At 69.4% G+C, this 15,874-nt stretch carries 15 protein-coding genes; 5 read left to right on the top strand and 10 right to left on the bottom strand.

Annotated features, from left to right (window positions below):
* From RS84_RS05990 to RS84_RS05965, 6 genes are all read right to left on the bottom strand, one after another.
* The gene (locus tag RS84_RS05990; protein ID WP_235281399.1) at nt 1-1,065 is read right to left on the bottom strand and encodes a FecCD family ABC transporter permease; all 1,065 of its coding nucleotides are present in this window, start codon (nt 1,063-1,065) and stop codon (nt 1-3) included.
* The gene (locus RS84_RS05985; RefSeq protein WP_045256844.1) at nt 1,062-2,099 is read right to left on the bottom strand and encodes an ABC transporter substrate-binding protein; all 1,038 of its coding nucleotides are present in this window, start codon (nt 2,097-2,099) and stop codon (nt 1,062-1,064) included. The genes RS84_RS05990 and RS84_RS05985 overlap by 4 nt, the downstream gene beginning before the upstream one ends.
* A gap of 310 nt (nt 2,100-2,409) precedes the next feature.
* Nucleotides 2,410-2,613 carry a cold-shock protein gene (locus RS84_RS05980; RefSeq protein ID WP_017831237.1) on the bottom strand — a complete coding sequence of 68 codons (204 nt, stop codon included), beginning with the start codon at nt 2,611-2,613 and terminating at the stop codon, nt 2,410-2,412.
* A gap of 150 nt (nt 2,614-2,763) precedes the next feature.
* Entirely contained in the window at nt 2,764-5,925 is a 3,162-nt protein-coding gene (locus RS84_RS05975) for a helix-turn-helix transcriptional regulator (protein WP_152641767.1), read from the bottom strand.
* Entirely contained in the window at nt 5,901-6,116 is a 216-nt protein-coding gene (locus RS84_RS05970; protein ID WP_045256842.1) for a hypothetical protein, read from the bottom strand. Before RS84_RS05970 ends, RS84_RS05975 begins: the two co-directional genes overlap by 25 nt.
* Before the next feature lie 234 nt (nt 6,117-6,350).
* Nucleotides 6,351-7,523, bottom strand: a complete 1,173-nt coding sequence (locus tag RS84_RS05965) for a DUF998 domain-containing protein (protein ID WP_235281398.1) — start codon at nt 7,521-7,523, stop codon at nt 6,351-6,353.
* A 104-nt stretch (nt 7,524-7,627) separates the two neighbouring features.
* On the opposite strand from RS84_RS05965, the gene RS84_RS05960 reads away from it, so the two are divergent.
* Entirely contained in the window at nt 7,628-8,662 is a 1,035-nt protein-coding gene (locus RS84_RS05960; RefSeq protein WP_045256841.1) for an FUSC family protein, read from the top strand.
* Nucleotides 8,663-8,674: 12 nt separating this feature from the next.
* On the opposite strand, the gene RS84_RS05955 is transcribed toward RS84_RS05960, so the two are convergent.
* Nucleotides 8,675-9,679: a sensor domain-containing diguanylate cyclase gene (locus RS84_RS05955; RefSeq protein WP_045256840.1), complete on the bottom strand. Its 1,005-nt coding sequence runs from the start codon at nt 9,677-9,679 to the stop codon at nt 8,675-8,677.
* 89 nt (nt 9,680-9,768) lie between these two features.
* On the opposite strand from RS84_RS05955, the gene RS84_RS05950 reads away from it, so the two are divergent.
* A complete protein-coding gene (locus tag RS84_RS05950) occupies nt 9,769-10,518 on the top strand; it encodes an EAL domain-containing protein (protein ID WP_082062067.1) in 750 nt (249 codons plus the stop codon).
* On the opposite strand, the gene RS84_RS05945 is transcribed toward RS84_RS05950, so the two are convergent.
* Nucleotides 10,480-10,689, bottom strand: coding sequence for a CobW-like GTP-binding protein (locus RS84_RS05945; protein ID WP_235281397.1), 210 nt, complete (start codon nt 10,687-10,689; stop codon nt 10,480-10,482). The genes RS84_RS05950 and RS84_RS05945 overlap by 39 nt on opposite strands.
* On the bottom strand, nt 10,686-12,131 hold the full coding sequence (locus RS84_RS05940; RefSeq protein WP_045256839.1) for a glycosyltransferase family 2 protein: 1,446 nt from the start codon (nt 12,129-12,131) through the stop codon (nt 10,686-10,688). The genes RS84_RS05945 and RS84_RS05940 overlap by 4 nt, the downstream gene beginning before the upstream one ends.
* Nucleotides 12,132-12,248: 117 nt before the next feature.
* Here RS84_RS05940 and RS84_RS05935 point away from each other — a divergent pair, with 117 nt between their 5' ends.
* Both RS84_RS05935 and RS84_RS05930 read left to right on the top strand, forming a co-directional pair.
* The gene (locus RS84_RS05935; RefSeq protein WP_045256838.1) at nt 12,249-12,815 is read left to right on the top strand and encodes a hypothetical protein; all 567 of its coding nucleotides are present in this window, start codon (nt 12,249-12,251) and stop codon (nt 12,813-12,815) included.
* A gap of 19 nt (nt 12,816-12,834) precedes the next feature.
* The gene (locus tag RS84_RS05930) at nt 12,835-13,497 is read left to right on the top strand and encodes a DNA alkylation repair protein (RefSeq protein ID WP_045256837.1); all 663 of its coding nucleotides are present in this window, start codon (nt 12,835-12,837) and stop codon (nt 13,495-13,497) included.
* A gap of 7 nt (nt 13,498-13,504) precedes the next feature.
* On the opposite strand, the gene putP is transcribed toward RS84_RS05930, so the two are convergent.
* Nucleotides 13,505-15,019, bottom strand: a complete 1,515-nt coding sequence (gene putP, locus RS84_RS05925) for a sodium/proline symporter PutP (protein ID WP_045256836.1) — start codon at nt 15,017-15,019, stop codon at nt 13,505-13,507.
* A 119-nt stretch (nt 15,020-15,138) separates the two neighbouring features.
* Between putP and deoD the strand changes: the two genes are divergently transcribed.
* Nucleotides 15,139-15,849 carry a purine-nucleoside phosphorylase gene (gene deoD, locus RS84_RS05920; protein ID WP_045256835.1) on the top strand — a complete coding sequence of 237 codons (711 nt, stop codon included), beginning with the start codon at nt 15,139-15,141 and terminating at the stop codon, nt 15,847-15,849.
* The last annotated feature ends 25 nt before the right edge of the window (nt 15,850-15,874 follow it).

Raw genomic sequence — 15,874 nt, 5'->3', positions numbered from 1 at the left:
TCAGAGCGCTCTCATCCGGGTGCGGCGGGCGATCAGGATGAGAACGGGCGCTCCGACGAAAGCCGTCACGATGCCGGCCTCGGTCTCACCCGGGTATCCGATGAGGCGGCCGATCGTGTCCGCGAGCACGAGCAGCACCGCGCCGCCCGCGGCGGACAGCGGCAGCACCCAGCGCTGATCGGGCCCGACCAGCATCCGCACCACATGAGGGATCATCAGGCCGACGAAGGCGATGGGCCCGGCTACCGCCGTGACGGCGGCGCAGAGCACCACGCCTGCGGCCGCGGCGAACACGCGCGTGCGGCCGATGTGCACGCCGAGGCCGACGGCGACGTCGTCGCCCAGGGCGAGCGCGTTCAGGCCCGGAGCGCACAGAAGGCCGATGACCGCCCCCACGGCCAGCAGCGGGAAGATGGTGGCCATCGTGCCCCAGCCAGCACCGGCCACTCCGCCGACCTGCCAGAAGCGGAACACATCCATGGCGGCCGTGCGCGGGAGGAGAACCGCGTTGACGAGCGAACCCAGCGCAGCGGTGGTGGCGGCGCCCGCGAGGGCGAGCTTGATCGGCGTCGACCCGCCGGGACCGACCGAGCCGACGTTGTAGACGAAGATCGCCGTGAGTATCGCGCCGCCCAGCGCGAGCCAGAGGTACTCGAACGGCGAGGAGATGCCGAAGAACGCGATTCCGCAGACCACGGCGAGCGCCGCGCCGGTGTTGACACCGAGGATGCCGGGGTCGGCGATCGGGTTCCGCGTGATCGCCTGCATCAGAGCGCCGGAGAGCGCGAGCGCGGCACCTGCGACGAGGCCGAGAACGGTGCGCGGGATGCGCTCCTGCACGGCGATCGCGCCGATGGCGCTCGGTGTGCGTCCCTGCGTCCAGGAGAACAGGCCGTCGGCGATCTCGTCGATCGAGACCGGTCGCGACCCGAACGCGAGCGAGAGCACGACCGCGAGTGCGATCGCGAGGATGGCGCCGATGACCGCGAGGGTACGGCGACGGACCCCCACCGTGGCGGCAGGGGCCCGTCGAACTCGTCCGACGGCGGTCGGCGTGGAGGTCACTTCGCGGCTGCGGCTGCGACGTTCAGGAGGCCGACGTACTCGTCGAGCATCCACGGAATCGACAGGGCGGTCGGGGTGACGGCTCCGCTGAGCGCGTCACCCGAGCCGACCGTGACGACAGCACCGTTCTTGACGGCGTCGAGCGTGCTCCACAGCGGGTCCGCCCGGAGGGCCGCCAGCAGCTCGTCGCCCTCGCCGTACGCGACGATCACATCGACGTCGGCGAGCTGGTCGGCGTTCTCGGCCGTGATGTCGGCGTAGAACGTGTCGGCGCCCTTCGCGACCTCCGGGATGTCGAAGCCGAGGTCACCCAGGAACGCGGTGCGCGAGTCGCCCTCGCCGTAGATCGAGATGGTGGAGAGGTCGGCCGCGCTCATGTAGAAGAAGGCGGCGGTCTTGCCCGCGAATGCCGAGTCCGCGGTCGCGGCGGCGATCTGCTCGTCGAGGGAGGCGACCAGCTCCTCACCCTCATCGGCCTTGCCGAGCCCGGCGGAGTCGATGCGGATGACATCCCGCCACGGCGTGAGCCAGGCGGCGGAGTCGGCAGGGAACGCGATCGTCGGGGCGATCTCGCTGAGCGTGGCGTAGTCCTCTTCGGTCAGGCCCGAGTAGCCGGCAAGGATGATGTCCGGCTGCGTGTCGGCGATCGCCTCGAAGTCGGTGCCGTCGGCGGTGGCGAAGACGACGGGCTTCTCGGCGTCGAGCGCGGCATAGCCGTCGAGCGTCCAGTCGTAGACGCCCAGACCGTCTGAGCCGTCCATCGACCACGTCTGGTCGTCGACACCGACGGGCGCGTAGCCGAGAGCCAGGGCGACGTCCTGGTTGCCCCACCCGATCGTGGTGACGCGGGTGGGCTTCTCGGCGATGGTGGTCTCGCCGAACGCATGCTCGACCGTGACGGGGAAGCCGCCTTCGGCGGAGTCGCCGGCGGTGTCGCCCGCGGTGGACGAGCCGTCGGAGGAGGTCGCGCAGGCGGTGAGGCTCAGGGCGAGCGCTGCGGCGGCGCCGGCAGCGAGGACACGGGAGATACGCACGGGCGTTCCCTTCGGATTCGGGTCAGGGGGACGTGGAGCGACAGTGCACCGAGGCTTTGGTAAGCCTGGCCTAACCTAACACACGCCTCTTAGGTGACCCTAACCCCGCGCGTCACACTCCCCACCTTCCGCCGTCGCCTTCCCGTCACGAACCCGGCGGAGAGAGCCGGGGATCACGAGCCAGCCTGGCGCCGGGAACGGGTGCCGAGGGACGCCGGCGAGGAAACGGGAGGGACGCCAGAGGGCGTCCCGGAAACGCAGAACCGGCCGGCCCCCGAAGGGACCGGCCGGTCAGGAAGTCAGCGCGCGCTCAGAGAGCGCGGATGTTCGCCGCCTGCATGCCCTTGGGGCCACGCTCAGCGTCGAATTCGACCTTCTGGTTCTCGCGGAGCTCCTTGAAACCGGAGCCGGCGATTGCCGAGTAGTGGGCGAAGAGGTCGTCCGAGCCGTCATCAGGAGCGATGAAGCCGAAGCCCTTCTCCGCGTTGAACCATTTCACAGTGCCAGTGGCCATGTGTTTCTACTTTCTGTTGAAATGACCGCTTTCGCGATCTGCACCGCGCCGGAACTTTCGACACGCGTACTTGGTCACCGTACCATGCTCACCTGACGCTGTGCCCCGCGAATTCGGATCCGCTCTGCCGGCCTCTCTTCGTGACCGACGTCACCGTGCCGCCGTCAGGTGTTCTTCGGCCGTCGTACGCGCCTCCGGGGTCGCCCGCTGCGCCGCGACGGCGGCTTCGGTGCGAGTACTCACCCCGAGTTTGCGCAGCACTGCCGAGACGTGCACGCTCACCGTCTTGACGCTGATGAACAGCCGCTCGCCGATCTGCCGGTTGCTGAGGCCCTCGGCGATCAGATCGAGCACCTGCCGCTCACGAGCGGTGAGGGCGTCGGCATCGGATTGTTCGTCGACCCGGGAGGAATGCCCGCGCAGTCCCGCCGCGCTACGGAAGTCGGCAACCGCACGCTCGAGCTGTGCGTGGCCCAGCGCGGCGGCGATCTCGGCGGCCTCACACGCGGTCTGCTCCGCTTCGGCGCGGTCGCCGGACTGCACGAGGACGCGCGCAAGCTCGAGCCGCGTCACGCCGCGGAAGAGCGCCGGAACGTCGTCGCCGTCAGCGAGTGCCATGGCCTGCCGCAGCCGGTCGGCGCTCGGGTCGAGCAATGCGTCGAGGATCTCCCACCACGGCCCGGGCCGTAGGGTCTCGGGCTGCGCGAGCCATGCTGCACACACCGCTTCGATGTCGGCGGCGACGTCGCTCCCGCGTGCCCGCAGGTCGGCGATGAACCACCCGGATTCCAGCAGCAGGCGCCTCTGGTGCAGCAGCGCCGGCCCGTCATCGTGCAGCATACCGAGGATGACATCCATGGCGCCGCGCGGATCCCCGGTGCTCTGGGCGACCGCCGCACGCATGGTGTGCGCGTCGTACCAGATCTGCCTCTCGATCTCGCCGGTCTCACGGAAGGCGGGCAACCACTCCTCCATCAGCTCCGCCGCCTCCTGGTGCCTGCCCCGCCACGACAGCACACGCACGCGCGTCATGGTCGTGTACATCCGGAACACGCGCAGCGTGCTCTGAGCGAGCTGGCCCTCCAGCATCCGCTCCACCTGCTCGATCTCACCGAGTTCCAGCAGCGCAACGGCGATGTTCTGCCGCATTATCGAGCCCGACGTGCGCTCGACGCCGAGCGCCCGCGCACGCGCCAGCCCGTTCTCCGCGACGCGGACGGCTTCGCGGTAGCGGCCGAGCAGTGTGAGGCCGTCGGAGAAGTTGACGCGATAGCGCAGCTCGGCAGTCGATCCGAGCGCACGCTGTCGCGCGATTTCATACTCGCGTATCCCGCCTTCGATGTCTCCGAGGTGCATGAGGCACGCTCCGCGGACATTGGCAGCGACGGAGACCTCGTCGTCGGACCCGGCGCGCTCAGCTCGGTCGGCGGCCTCGGTCGCGAGCCCGATCGCAGCCTCACGGGCTCCCGCGATCATGTGCCGGCTCGCGAGGTGGTTGAGGATCGACGCGTGCAGGCGCTCATCGTCGATGCGTCCGTCGAACAGAGACAGGGACTGTTCGAGCAGCGGGATCGAGCCGGGGCGGCCGAGGTTCACGAGATACAGGGACTTGTTGCGCAGCAGCCTTGCGTGCAGCCTCGGATCCACAGTGGCGGGATCGAGCTCGCCCAGGGCGAGATCGGTCACGGCGAGCGCGCGTTCGCCGTCGCCGGCGTTGCGCAGAATCGACCCCAGCAGAAGCAGCAGATCGAGGCGTGCGATGCCCGCCGCGCGCTCGGGGTCGGCCACCTGCGACCACAGCCCGAGAGCCAGCTCGCCGAAACGAGCGGCGCTGGCGAAGGCGAACTGCGCCTTCGCCTGGCGCATCGCCTCGACGGCGGCCATGAGCGCCTTGCGGTCGTCCTGCGCGAGCTGCCAGTGATAGGCGAGAGCCGCGGCGTCCGCCGTGTCGCTGCCATCGCACTGGGCCTCGAGGGTCTCGGCGTACGTGCGGTGGAGCCGGGACCGCTCGCCGGGGAGCAGGTCATCGTGCACGGCCTCGCGCAGCAGAGCGTGACGGAAACGGTAGTCGTCTTCGACCACGACGAGGATGCCGCTGCGCGTCGCCTCGCGCACCGCCTCGTCGAGGCGCTGCTCTGCGAATCCGACCAGCTGCAGGAGCAGCGGATGCGTGAGCGGACGCTCGGCGCCGGAGGCCACCTGCACCACGCGACGCGCGTCGTCGCCGAGCCTGTCGAAGCGTGCGAGCAGCAGGTCGCGCAGGCCGTCGGGGATCGGCGCCGAGGAGCACCCCGCGATCTCCTCGACGAAGAACGGCACCCCTTCTGCGCGGTCGTGGATCCGCTCGAGCGCACTGTCGCTGAGCGCATGCCCCGTGATCTGCTCGGCGAGCTCGCGCACCGCGTCGATGCCGAGGCGTTCGAGCATCTCGCGCTCGAGCAGCCGTGCCCGCGTGGCCTCGCCGATGAAGCGGCTCACCGCATCGCCGCGGCGCACGTCGTCAGAGCGGCAGGTGAGCAGCAGCATGATGCGCCCGCGGCTCAGAGCCCGCAGCAGGAACGACAGGATCGCGAGCGTGGACTCGTCGGCCCAGTGCAGGTCTTCGATGACGAGGATCTGCGGGGCGCGTTCCGCCGCACACTCGATGAGGCTCGCGATCGCGTCGCGCAGACGCTCAGGGCTCGTGGTCGATCGGTCAGCCTGAGGCGCCAGTTCGGGGAGCAGCATGGCCAGCGCGTCGACGCCCGTGCCGACCGCCTCGCGAACGCGCTCGTCGCCAAGGGTCTGCATGATCGAGCGGAGGATGGCGGTCAGCGGCCCGTACGGCGATCGTGCAGCGCCCAGGTCGAGGCACCAGCCCACGTGGATGTCGGCGCGATTCGCGATGTCGCCCGCGAACTCGCGCAGCAACCGGGACTTGCCGATACCGGCCTCCCCCTCGATCAGCAGCGCTGTGGGGGTGCCATCGCTCGCACGGGCGAACAGCGCGTGCACGCGAGCGAGGTCGGCGTCACGGCCGACCATCGGGGCGCTGGGCGCAAACGGGGGCATGGACTCATCGTGCCACCCTCCGCCGACATCCGGGGTGGAGGGGAAGATCGGTGCGGGGGAAGCGGATGCGGCGCCGCTGGGGAGGGCGGCCTCGAAGACGCAGGGCGAGCCCGCCGTCGCGGGCGAGAGTGCACCCGGGCGACCCGCGGAGGCCGGCGGCCCGGCGACCGCGGGCACGGTCAAAGGCGCGGCACCCCCGGCCACAGGACGCGAGCCGGTCAGCGGCGCGGCGTCGGTCACCGCGCCACGGCGGGCTCGCACGGTGCCTGACGCTGCACGGCGCGACGTCGACCGAACGCGGCGCCGACGCGACGCAGCATCCGTCCGATCGGCCCCGGCTGGCGGGCCACGATCTGATCCGAATGCTCGGCGATGAAGCGGCACAGCTCGGCTCGGCGCGCCAGCTCCCTCTCCTCGAAGCGGGTGTACTGGTAGTGCGGGTGCTCGTACATGAGGTCTCCTTCTCCGGTACCCCTACATTCCGCTCTGAGGTATGGCGCCGGCATCCGACACCTTCCCTATCTCCTGCACTCCGCTTCCCTATTTCACCTGTGCCCGCCGCCTCGAGTGCACGGGAACTCGCCGACTGCACGGGAACTCGCCGACTGCACGGGAACCTGACGTCGACTGCTCGTGCACTCGAGCGCAAGCCGTGAACTCGTCGCACAGGCTCCGAGCCGCGTCAGTCAGCGCAGCAGCTTCGCGCGCGCAGACGGTCGCGACTGCGACGGAGAGAGGATGCCGAGCACGCGCACGAGCGTCAGCATCCACAGCATCCCGAGACCGATCACGATCGCCTCGAGCGCGGTGACGCCGAAGATCCCGAACCCGAAGCAGAGCACCACAGAGACGCCGACCAGCGCGGTCAGTCCGATCGTCGTGACCACGAGAGCTCGCGGTGAGCCGGGGAACACACGTGCCGTGGTCACGGCGGCGATCACGAAGAGCGCGAGCGTTCCGAGGGCGATCACGTTGTGCGCGACCTTCATCCTCTCCAGAGGGACCAGCCCGATCGCGGCGAGCGCCGCGCCGGTGAGCGCCCAGAGCACGACGACCCTCGTCACACGGGCGAGTGCGCCATCACCCAGAAGCCGGTGCAGATCGCGCCCGATGTAGGAGCCGACCGTGGCGACGATCAGACCCGCGACGATGAGCGTGCCGTTGAAAGCCCACGAGCCTGCCCCGCCGCCGAGCGTCGAGAAGTTGTGCTCCCACCAGCGCGGGTCGGCGGCCGTCGACATCGCGAACAGCGTCCCGATCACCAGGAACCCGAACAGGATGCCGGCGAGATCGACTGTTCGCAGTCCGATGCCGGCGCCGTAGGCGAACCGGCCGCCGACGGCCGAGGCGACGCCCGCGAGCATTCCACCGCCGAGCGCGCCGAGCCGCAGCCCCTGCAGGCCGGTCGCGAGAACCTGCGTCGCGAGCAGGACGCCCATCGCGGTGACGGCGGCGAAGACCACGGTGAGGGCCACGGCCGAGAGGTTCGAGATCAGCATCTGCCAGCGCGGCATCGGGGCTGTCTCGCCGCGGTGGTGGCGAACCGTGCTGACGACGAAGGCGGATGCCGCCACGACCCCGCCCACTGCCGCCATCGGCATGGCGAGGGACTGCGGCCCGGCGAGCGGTCGGGGGTCGCCCCCGAGCAGCAGGATGCCGGCGCCGGCGCCCAGCACGAACGCGACGGCCGTCGCCCAGACCGCCTCGGTCTCGTTCTGCAGCCGCCACTGCTGCTCCTGGCCGCCGCTGCGCACGCCCCGCTCCATGAGTCCATCGAAACACTCGTGCGGCGTTCCCGACGTGCGGTCGGCCCGGCGCGCCCGGCATCCGCTCTTCTTCGTCGACGCCGTGCCGAGCATCCGAACCCCTGCTGAACGACGGCAACGGCAGGCGCCCCGGCGCGGCGCCGCGGACCGGCGCCCGCGCACCGACGCGCGGCAGCACCGCGAGTAGCGTGGGACCCATGCGCATCCCCGCCGCGATCCGCGCCTCTCGGCGCTCCCCGCTGCTGCAGGTCGTGAAGTCGGCCGCGGCGACGATCGCGGCCTGGCTCCTCGCCGGGTGGGTGGTGCCGGGTCAGCTGCCGGTGTTCGCGGCGATCGCCGCCCTGCTCGTGGTGCAGCCGAGTGTGAATCAGTCGCTGTCGAAGGCGCTCGAGCGCAGCATCGGGGTGATCGTCGGCGTCATCATCGCCGTCTCGCTCGGCCTTCTGCTCGGCTCCCCTAGCTGGATCGTGCTGCTCGCGATCGTCGTGGCCATGCTCATCGCCTGGGCATTCCGCGCGACGCCTGGCACCGGCAACCAGGTCGCTATCTCGGCGATGCTGGTGCTGGCGCTGGGCTCGACTCCCGACTACGCGCTCGCGCGCATCGCCGAGACCCTGATCGGCGTCGTGATCGGCATCGTCGTGAACGCGCTGATCGTGCCGCCTGTTCTCACCGGCCCCGCCCGTCGCGACCTGGGACTGCTCGGCGCAGAGCTGGCCGCCAGCCTCGATCGTCTCGCCGCCGCCCTCCCAGAGCCGCAGCGCCCGCAGCGTCTGCAGGAGCTGATGCTCGAGGTCCGCCTGCTTCGGCCGATGAAGGATGCCGCAGAAGCATCCATCGCGGCGGGCGAGGAGTCGCTGACGCTCAATCCGCGACGTTCAGCTCACCGAGAAGAGCTGCGCGAGATGCGCGCACTGCTCGAGCGGCTGTCGCCGATCGTCACGCAGACGATCGGCATGACCCGCGCCTACTTCGATCACTACGACGACTCCATCGGACTGGAGCCGGCCGTCACGGCCATCGCCGAGCAGCTGCGGCGCGCCGGTCACGATGTGCGCCTCGCCGTGCAGATCGCCGACGTCGCCCCGGAGCCCGACACGCTCACCTCGGCGATCCCGGCGCTGACCGCTCCGCTCGTGATCCCGCCCGCGGCATCCGGTCACTGGATCCTGATCGGCTCGCTCATGGAAGACCTGCGGCGCATCCGCGGCGAACTCGTCGACGAGGAGTGACGCGAGCGTCTGTCAGCGGCGCTTGTCGTCGTACATCGCCGCGTCGGCGCGGGCGAGCACCGACGCGGCCGTGTCGTCCGGGCGCACCTGGGCAACCCCCCACGACCACGGGTGCGGCGTGTACTCGCGAAGCCTCAGCATCAGCGAGCGCGCCTCGTCGACGTCGGTCTCGGGCATCAGCATCGCGAACTCGTCGCCTCCGAGACGGCCGACGATGTCGGTCGACCGCGACAGCGACATCCAGTGCGCGGACACCGCCCGCAGCACGTAGTCGCCGGCGGCGTGACCGGCCTCGTCGTTGACGTGCTTGAACTTGTCGAGGTCGAGCACCGCGACGCTGAGGGGACGGTTGTGCCGGAGGGCGCGGCGGATCTCGAGCGTCGTCTTCGCCTCGAATCCCCGGCGGTTGAGCGTGCCGGTGAGCTCATCGGAGTGGGATTCGAGCCGGTTGCGGTGCCGCATGAAGATGCCGGCCTCGAGGCACATCCACGTGAACAGCGCCGCCGCGACGATGTTCACCGGGCCGAGAAGCCCGCCGGGACCCGAGAACTGGCCGAACGCGGTCGCGGCGCCGACCACGACGACGATCGCGAGAACGCCGGTGCGTGCGATCCTGGCGCCGTAGAACCAGGAGAAGTACATGGCCATGATGGGCAGCTCCTGGAACGCGGCGATCGCGTTCTGCCGCTCGTCCGAGAACCCGAGGTAGTACACCGAGACCAGGGCGTGCGCGGCGATCAGGGCGAGACCGGACCACATCGGCAGCTCGAGCCCGAAGAACGCGACCATCGCGAAGGTCCCGAGGCACAGCAGGATCGTCCCGCCGGAGAGGATCTGCTCGAACAGCGGCAGATCGTCTTCGAACAGTTCGAAGACGCCGAGGACGCCGAAATAGAGCAGCAGCGTCGCGGTCACCACCGAGAACGTCGACGTGCGCTCCCTGATCGACCGCAGCCAGCCGAAGCGCAGCCAGCGGAGGTCTTCCGCATCGGATGCCTGAATGTCCTGAACGACCATGCATCCTCCCCAGGTGCGCGTCTCCCGTCACAGAGTACCCGGATCCCCTGGGAGACGGACCCGCAATAGTCCCGGGTATAAGGTGAACCGTGACAAATCGCGGGCGCGCAGACGCTGCAGGGATCCTTTCCGAGTTCCCCCGCGCGACGATCGTGTTCCAGCCGATCGTCGACCTTCATGAGTGGCGGGTCGTCGGATTCGAGGCGCTGGCGCGCTTCGAAGACGGAGCGCCGCCGCCCCTCCACCTCGATCGCGCGGGATCGATGGGCATCAGGGCCGAGCTCGAGCTTCTCCTGATCGAGCAGGCGATCGAGGCGATGCACGCGCTTCCCGCCGAGCTGTCGGTCACCTTCAACGCCTCCGGCGCGACGATCCTGCGCCCCGAGCTCGCCGAGATGCTGCGTGATCTCCCCCGCCAGTGGGGGCTGGAGATCTACGAGGGTGCGACGACCGCCGACCTCGCCACGGTCCGCGAGCGGGTGACGGAACTCGGCGGCACCCTGCTGGTCGACGACGCCGGCGCGGTGTGCGCCGATGAGAACCGGATCACCGTGCTGCGACCGGACGTCGTCAAGATCGACCGCGCCCTGTTCTGGCAGGTCGCCGACGACCTCGACGCGAAGGCGCGACTCACGGCGCTGCTCGCAGCCGCACGCGCAGCCGGCGCGAGCGTCCTGGTCGAGGGCGTCTCAGACGCCGAGCAGGTCGAACGGGCACGCGAACTCGGCTCGGACTACGCCCAGGGATACCACCTCGGCTTCCCCGCCGCCGCCTCTCAGATCGGTGAGGTGCTCGCCGATCTACACCGGAGCATCGGGGTGGATGCTCCGGGTCTCTGACCTCCTGCTCGCGCCGGTGTACGACCGGCGCAGACGGAACTTCGGGATGATCTTGATCACGCCGAGCACGACATAGATCAGGGTGTTGATGGCCACGAAGGTGGCCAGCACGCTGAACCACTCGGTCTGCAGCCATTCGGCGGGGAGCAGGATGCCGGTGCCGACGATCATGACGCGACCCCTTTCGCGGTCTCGGACTTCGCACCGCCGTGGTCGACGTGCTTCCAGGTGGCGCTGCGGCCGAAGGCGATCTCGAACACGCCCCTGAGGAACGCCAGGTTGAGGAAGCAGTCGTAGACCAGCTCGGGGAAGATGAGCACCGCGACGAGCCGCGCGCGCCATCCGCCCTTCCACGCCGTGACGGTGCGCTCGATCGCGAACAGCACGCCGACGCCCAGCCAGAACGGGAACCACACCCAGGTGTCCATCGCGAAGATCATCAGCAGGATCAGCGCGAAGTAGCTGAACAGGGCGAGCACGCCGTAGCCGATCGCGATCTGCTGAGACCAGTACCGCAGGGTCTGCGGGGTCAGCCCGTACTCGCCGAGATTCTCCAGGGCGCCGCGCTGCCAGCGCAGGCGCTGCGCCCACAGCATCCGCCACCCGGGCATCAGCTCTGTCACGACCGTGCACGCCACGGGAGAGATCGTCAGCGCGCCGAGTGACTTCAGGGCGATCGTGAGCTCGTTGTCCTCGGTGAGGGCGAAGGTGTCGTACACCTCGCCCTTCGTGCCCGGAATCTGGCTTCCTCTCGCATCGGCGACCGCGCGGAGAGCCGAGGCGCGGAACACGGATGCCGTGCCGGTGAGCACGAACACGCGCCCCTTCCTGCGACGGATCTCGCGCTGGTAGCGGATGTACTCGTTGCGCTGGAACTGGCCGAGCAGGCCGTGGCCGTCCTCGCCCTCGAACAGGCCGCCCACGGCCATCAGAGCGCGGTCGTCGGTGAAACGCCGCACCGCCTCGGTGAGGAAGTCGTCGCCGATCTGGCTGTCGGCATCCATCACCATCACGGTGTCGTTGTCGCCGAGGGTCGGCAGCAGGTTCTGCAGCGCCTGATTGAGAGCGCCGCCCTTCTTGTGAGTGTTGCCGACGGTCTCGAACACGTCGACGCCATGAGCCCTCGCGACCTCGACGGTGCGGTCGGTGCAGTTGTCGGCGACGACGAGGATGCGGTTCGGAGGGGTGCTCTGCTGCATGAGCGACACCAGAGTCGCCGGGATCGACTTCTCCTCGTTGTGCGCGGGGATCAGCACCGTCACCGTCACGTCACCCGCGAAGACTCCGCGGGTGCGCTCCATCACGGTTCGGGGCGCCAGGGTGAGCTTGGCGACTTCGCTGCCCGCCGTGCGGTAGCGACTGGCGACCACGCGCTCGCTGATCACCACGAACAGCACCATCAGCAGTGCGAGCCCGAGAGCGACCGCCATGATGTCGAGGTTCGGCAGCTCGGCGCTGTACATGATCTGCCAGATGCCGGCCAGCGTCAGATGCACCGGGTCCCAGAGGGTCGGCGGATCCGTGACGACGATGCCCCAGACCAGCAGCCCGGCGCCCAGCAGCACGATGATGATCACCGCCAGCCCGACGGATCGCTGAAAGAATCTGTTCATTTGTGAACCCCTCCACATGACGCGGTCGCGTCCTCCCTCACCCGCAACCCTCCCACGTCGGCGGGGAGGCACGCCACCGCCGTACGCTGGAATCGAGAGGGAAGGGGAAAGGGCAGCGTGTACTCAGGCAACGGACGCAGCGCCCGCATCGGCCCCGGCACTGATCGCCGGGGCATCCGTGGAGCGAGGCTCGTGGTGCGAGCGGATCCCGCCGAAGCCCTGCAGTACGCGATCACCGCTCTACGCGGCGCGCGGTTCGCCCTCGACACCACGCCACGGCAGCCGCGGCTGATGGCCGCGGCCGCGCCGTGGGTGGCACAGGCGCTGACGATCGGACGCCCCACGCGCGGCCTCTGGGCTTCCACGCCGATGTTCGAGTACGGCGACTTCCCGATGAACATGATCCCCCTGTTCTGGCCCCGCGTCGCCCTCACGCTCGCGATCGCCTGCGCCAGGAATACGGATGCGGGAACCGAGCTCGTGATCTACGCCCACCCTTCGATGCTGCGTGCGGGCGACCGCACGAACGACAGCGGGCCGCTCATGGCCAAGGCCTACACGGCGCTGCAGCGGCGCTTCGGATCGTCCGGGGTTCTGCTGCATCATGAGCCTCTCGACCGGGTGACCGACGACGGCTGCCCTGCGTCGGCGCCCTTCGTGCGCAGACAGCTCGACTGGAGCTGAGGTCGCGTACGCTGACGCCATGTCCACGACCCTGACCGAGGCTCTCGACGAGCTCGCAGCCCTCGACGACCCCAAGGTGCGAGCGGCGAACGAGAAGCGCGGCGACGACCACGGCATGAATCTCGCCCGGCTTCGGGCGCTCGCGAAGCGCATCAAGTCCTCGCCCGAACTGGCGGTCGAGCTCTGGGCGACGGGTGAGACCCCCGCGCGACTGCTCGCCCTGCTGATCTGCACTCCTCGGCAGTTCGACGCTGCCGACCTCGACGCGATGCTGCGCGAGCAGCAGCCGCCGAAGGTCAACGACTGGTTCGTCAACTACGTGCTGAAGAAGACGCCCCTCGCCGAGGAGCTCCGCGAGGGCTGGATGCGCGATCCGGCCGACACCGTCGCAGCCGCCGGCTGGTCGCTGACCTGGGTGCGGGTGGCGAAGTCGCCGGACGGGCTCGACCTCGACGCGCTGCTCGACGAGATCGAGAGCGACATGAAAGACGCTCCGCCGCGCAAGCAGTGGGCCATGAACGAGGCACTCGCGACCATCGGCATCCATCACCCGGGCCTGCGGGCCAGAGCGCTCGACATCGGTGAGCGCCTGCAGGTGCTCGCCGACTACCCGACGGCGCCCGGCTGCACCTCGCCGTTCGCCCCGGCGTGGATCGGCGAGATGGTCAGGCGTCAGGGCTGAGTCGTACTCACGGGGTGTCGCCGACCGCGTGCGGGCGGGGCACCGCGAGCATCGTTCCGGTGTCGGTGAACTCCTGCTGGATCTCCTCGTTGTGCTTGTAGGTGGCGAGGCTCACCACGATCGCCGCGACGAACGCGAGCACGAACGCGGGCAGCAGCTCGTACAGTCCGGTGTTCAGCGCCTTCCAGACGAACACGGTCGCCGCGCCCACGAACATGCCGGCGAGCGCGCCCCAGTTGGTGAGCTTGCGCCAGAACAGGCTCAGCAGGATGATCGGGCCGAATGCGGCGCCGAAGCCCGCCCAAGCGAACGACACGAGACCGAGGATCGAGTCGTTCGGGCTGATCGCGAGCAGGATCGCGACGATCGCGACGACGAGCACGGCCATCCGCCCCATCAGCACGAGCCGCTTCTGCGAGGGAGGCGTCTTGCGCGCGACCTTGTACAGGTCCTCGACGAGTGCCGAGGAGCACACCACGAGCTGGCTCGAGACCGTGCTCATGATCGCCGCGAGGACGGCGGCGAGCACGAGGCCGGCCACGAACGGATGCAGCAGCGTCTGCGACATCAGCAGCACGACGGTCTCCGGGTTGTCGAGCTCGATCCCGCGCTGGGCCATGTACGCGATGCCGACGAGACCAGACACGACCGCGCCGAGCATCGACAGCACCATCCACGAGATGCCGATGCGGCGAGCGCTCTTCGCCTCCTGCGGCGTGCGCAGCGCCATGAATCGCACGACGATGTGCGGTTGCCCGAAGTAGCCGAGACCCCACGCCAGCGCCGACACGATCGCGAGGATCGTCCCGCCCGTGACGGCGGTGCCGCCGAACAGCGAGAGGTGGCCGGCGCCCGCGGTGTCGGCGATGAGCGTGCCGGTCTCCTCCAGGCCTCCGATCGCGACGACGGCAGCGACCGGCACCACGATCAGAGCGATCACCATCATCAGCCCCTGTACGACATCCGTGAGCGACGCACCGAGGAATCCGCCGAACAGCGTGTACAGCAGCGTGATCGCGCCGACCAGGAGCATCCCGAACATGTAGTCGCCGTTGAACGAGCTCTCGAAGAAGACGCCGGCGGCGACCATGCCCGAGGAGATGTAGAGCGTGAAGAAGACCAGGATGATGAGGCCGGAGACCACTCGGAGCGAGCGGGTCGTGTCGCGCAGCCGGTTCTCGAAGTAGCTGGGGATCGTGATCGAGTTGCGCGAGACCTCGGTGTACGCTCGCAGCCGAGGGGCGACCAGCCGCCAGTTCAGGTAGGCGCCGATCGTGAGGCCGATCGCGATCCACGCCTCGATGAGGCCCGCGGCGTAGATGGCTCCGGGAAGACCCATCACCAGCCAGCCCGACATGTCGGCGGCGCCCGCGCTGATCGCCGCGACCCACGGCGGCAGATTGCGCCCGCCGAGCATGTAGTCCTCGTGATCATCGGTGCGTTTGAAGGCGATGTAGCCGATGAGGAGCATGCCGGCGAAGTACACGCCCAGCGCCGCGTACATGAAGATCTGATCGGACATCGTCGTCCCTTCTGTGCGGCGCAGGTCACCGCATCCGTGCTCCGATGGTGCCAGAGACGGATGCCCGCGGCCACCCTCTGCGCGGCGCGGCGCGCAGAGGCGCTGGCTACGCTGAAGCCATGAGCACCCACATCGCCGCCGAACCCGGTCAGATCGCCCCCGTCGTCCTCTTCCCCGGCGATCCCCTTCGGGCCAGGTGGATCGCGGAGACGTTCCTCGAGGATGCCGAGCTCTACACAGAGACCCGAGGCATGCTGGGCTTCACCGGCACCTGGAACGGGCACCGCGTCTCGGTGCAGGGCTCCGGCATGGGGCAGCCGTCGATGGCGATCTACGCGAACGAGCTGTTCGACTCGTACGACGTGCAGACCATCGTCAGAGTCGGCTCGTGCGGCGCGCTGACCGAGAAGCTGAAGGTGCGCGACATCATCATCGCGAACGGGGCGTGCACCGATTCGGGCATCAACCGGGTGCGGTTCCACGGGCTCGACTATGCACCCGTCGCCGACTTCTCGCTCCTGCGCGCGGCGGTCGAGGCGAGCGAGACCGAAGAGCTCGAGTCGGCCGTGCACGTCGGCCTGCTGTTCTCGAGCGACCAGTTCTACAGCACGCGTCCCGAGCTCACCGAGCCGTTCGTGCAGCACGGTGCGCTCGGGGTCGAGATGGAGACCAGCGGTCTGTACACCCTCGCCGCCTTCTACGGTCGGCGGGCGCTGAGCATCTGCACCGTGTCCGACCACATCGTCACCGGGGAGGAGACGACGGCGCAGGAGCGCGAGCAGACCTTCGGCGACATGATCCGCATCGCGCTGCGCGCGGCGACCGCCTGATCCGTGGTTCAGGCCGCCGTGGCCG

The organism is Microbacterium hydrocarbonoxydans, assembly GCF_000956475.1.
In the GTDB taxonomy this organism is placed as follows: Bacteria; Actinomycetota; Actinomycetes; order Actinomycetales; family Microbacteriaceae; genus Microbacterium; species Microbacterium hydrocarbonoxydans_A.
This window is presented reverse-complemented; position numbering and strand designations above follow the sequence as displayed.

Excerpts from the sequence above, each read along its gene's own strand:
- RS84_RS05980 (WP_017831237.1), bottom strand. The coding sequence starts at position 2,613 with ATGGCCACTGGCACTGTGAAATGGTTCAACGCGGAGAAGGGCTTCGGC.
- RS84_RS05970 (WP_045256842.1), bottom strand. The coding sequence starts at position 6,116 with ATGTACGAGCACCCGCACTACCAGTACACCCGCTTCGAGGAGAGGGAG.
- RS84_RS05965 (WP_235281398.1), bottom strand. The coding sequence starts at position 7,523 with ATGCTCGGCACGGCGTCGACGAAGAAGAGCGGATGCCGGGCGCGCCGG.
- RS84_RS05960 (WP_045256841.1), top strand. The coding sequence starts at position 7,628 with ATGCGCATCCCCGCCGCGATCCGCGCCTCTCGGCGCTCCCCGCTGCTG.
- RS84_RS05955 (WP_045256840.1), bottom strand. The coding sequence starts at position 9,679 with ATGGTCGTTCAGGACATTCAGGCATCCGATGCGGAAGACCTCCGCTGG.
- RS84_RS05945 (WP_235281397.1), bottom strand. The coding sequence starts at position 10,689 with ATGATCGTCGGCACCGGCATCCTGCTCCCCGCCGAATGGCTGCAGACC.
- RS84_RS05940 (WP_045256839.1), bottom strand. The coding sequence starts at position 12,131 with ATGAACAGATTCTTTCAGCGATCCGTCGGGCTGGCGGTGATCATCATC.
- RS84_RS05930 (WP_045256837.1), top strand. The coding sequence starts at position 12,835 with ATGTCCACGACCCTGACCGAGGCTCTCGACGAGCTCGCAGCCCTCGAC.
- putP (WP_045256836.1), bottom strand. The coding sequence starts at position 15,019 with ATGTCCGATCAGATCTTCATGTACGCGGCGCTGGGCGTGTACTTCGCC.
- deoD (WP_045256835.1), top strand. The coding sequence starts at position 15,139 with ATGAGCACCCACATCGCCGCCGAACCCGGTCAGATCGCCCCCGTCGTC.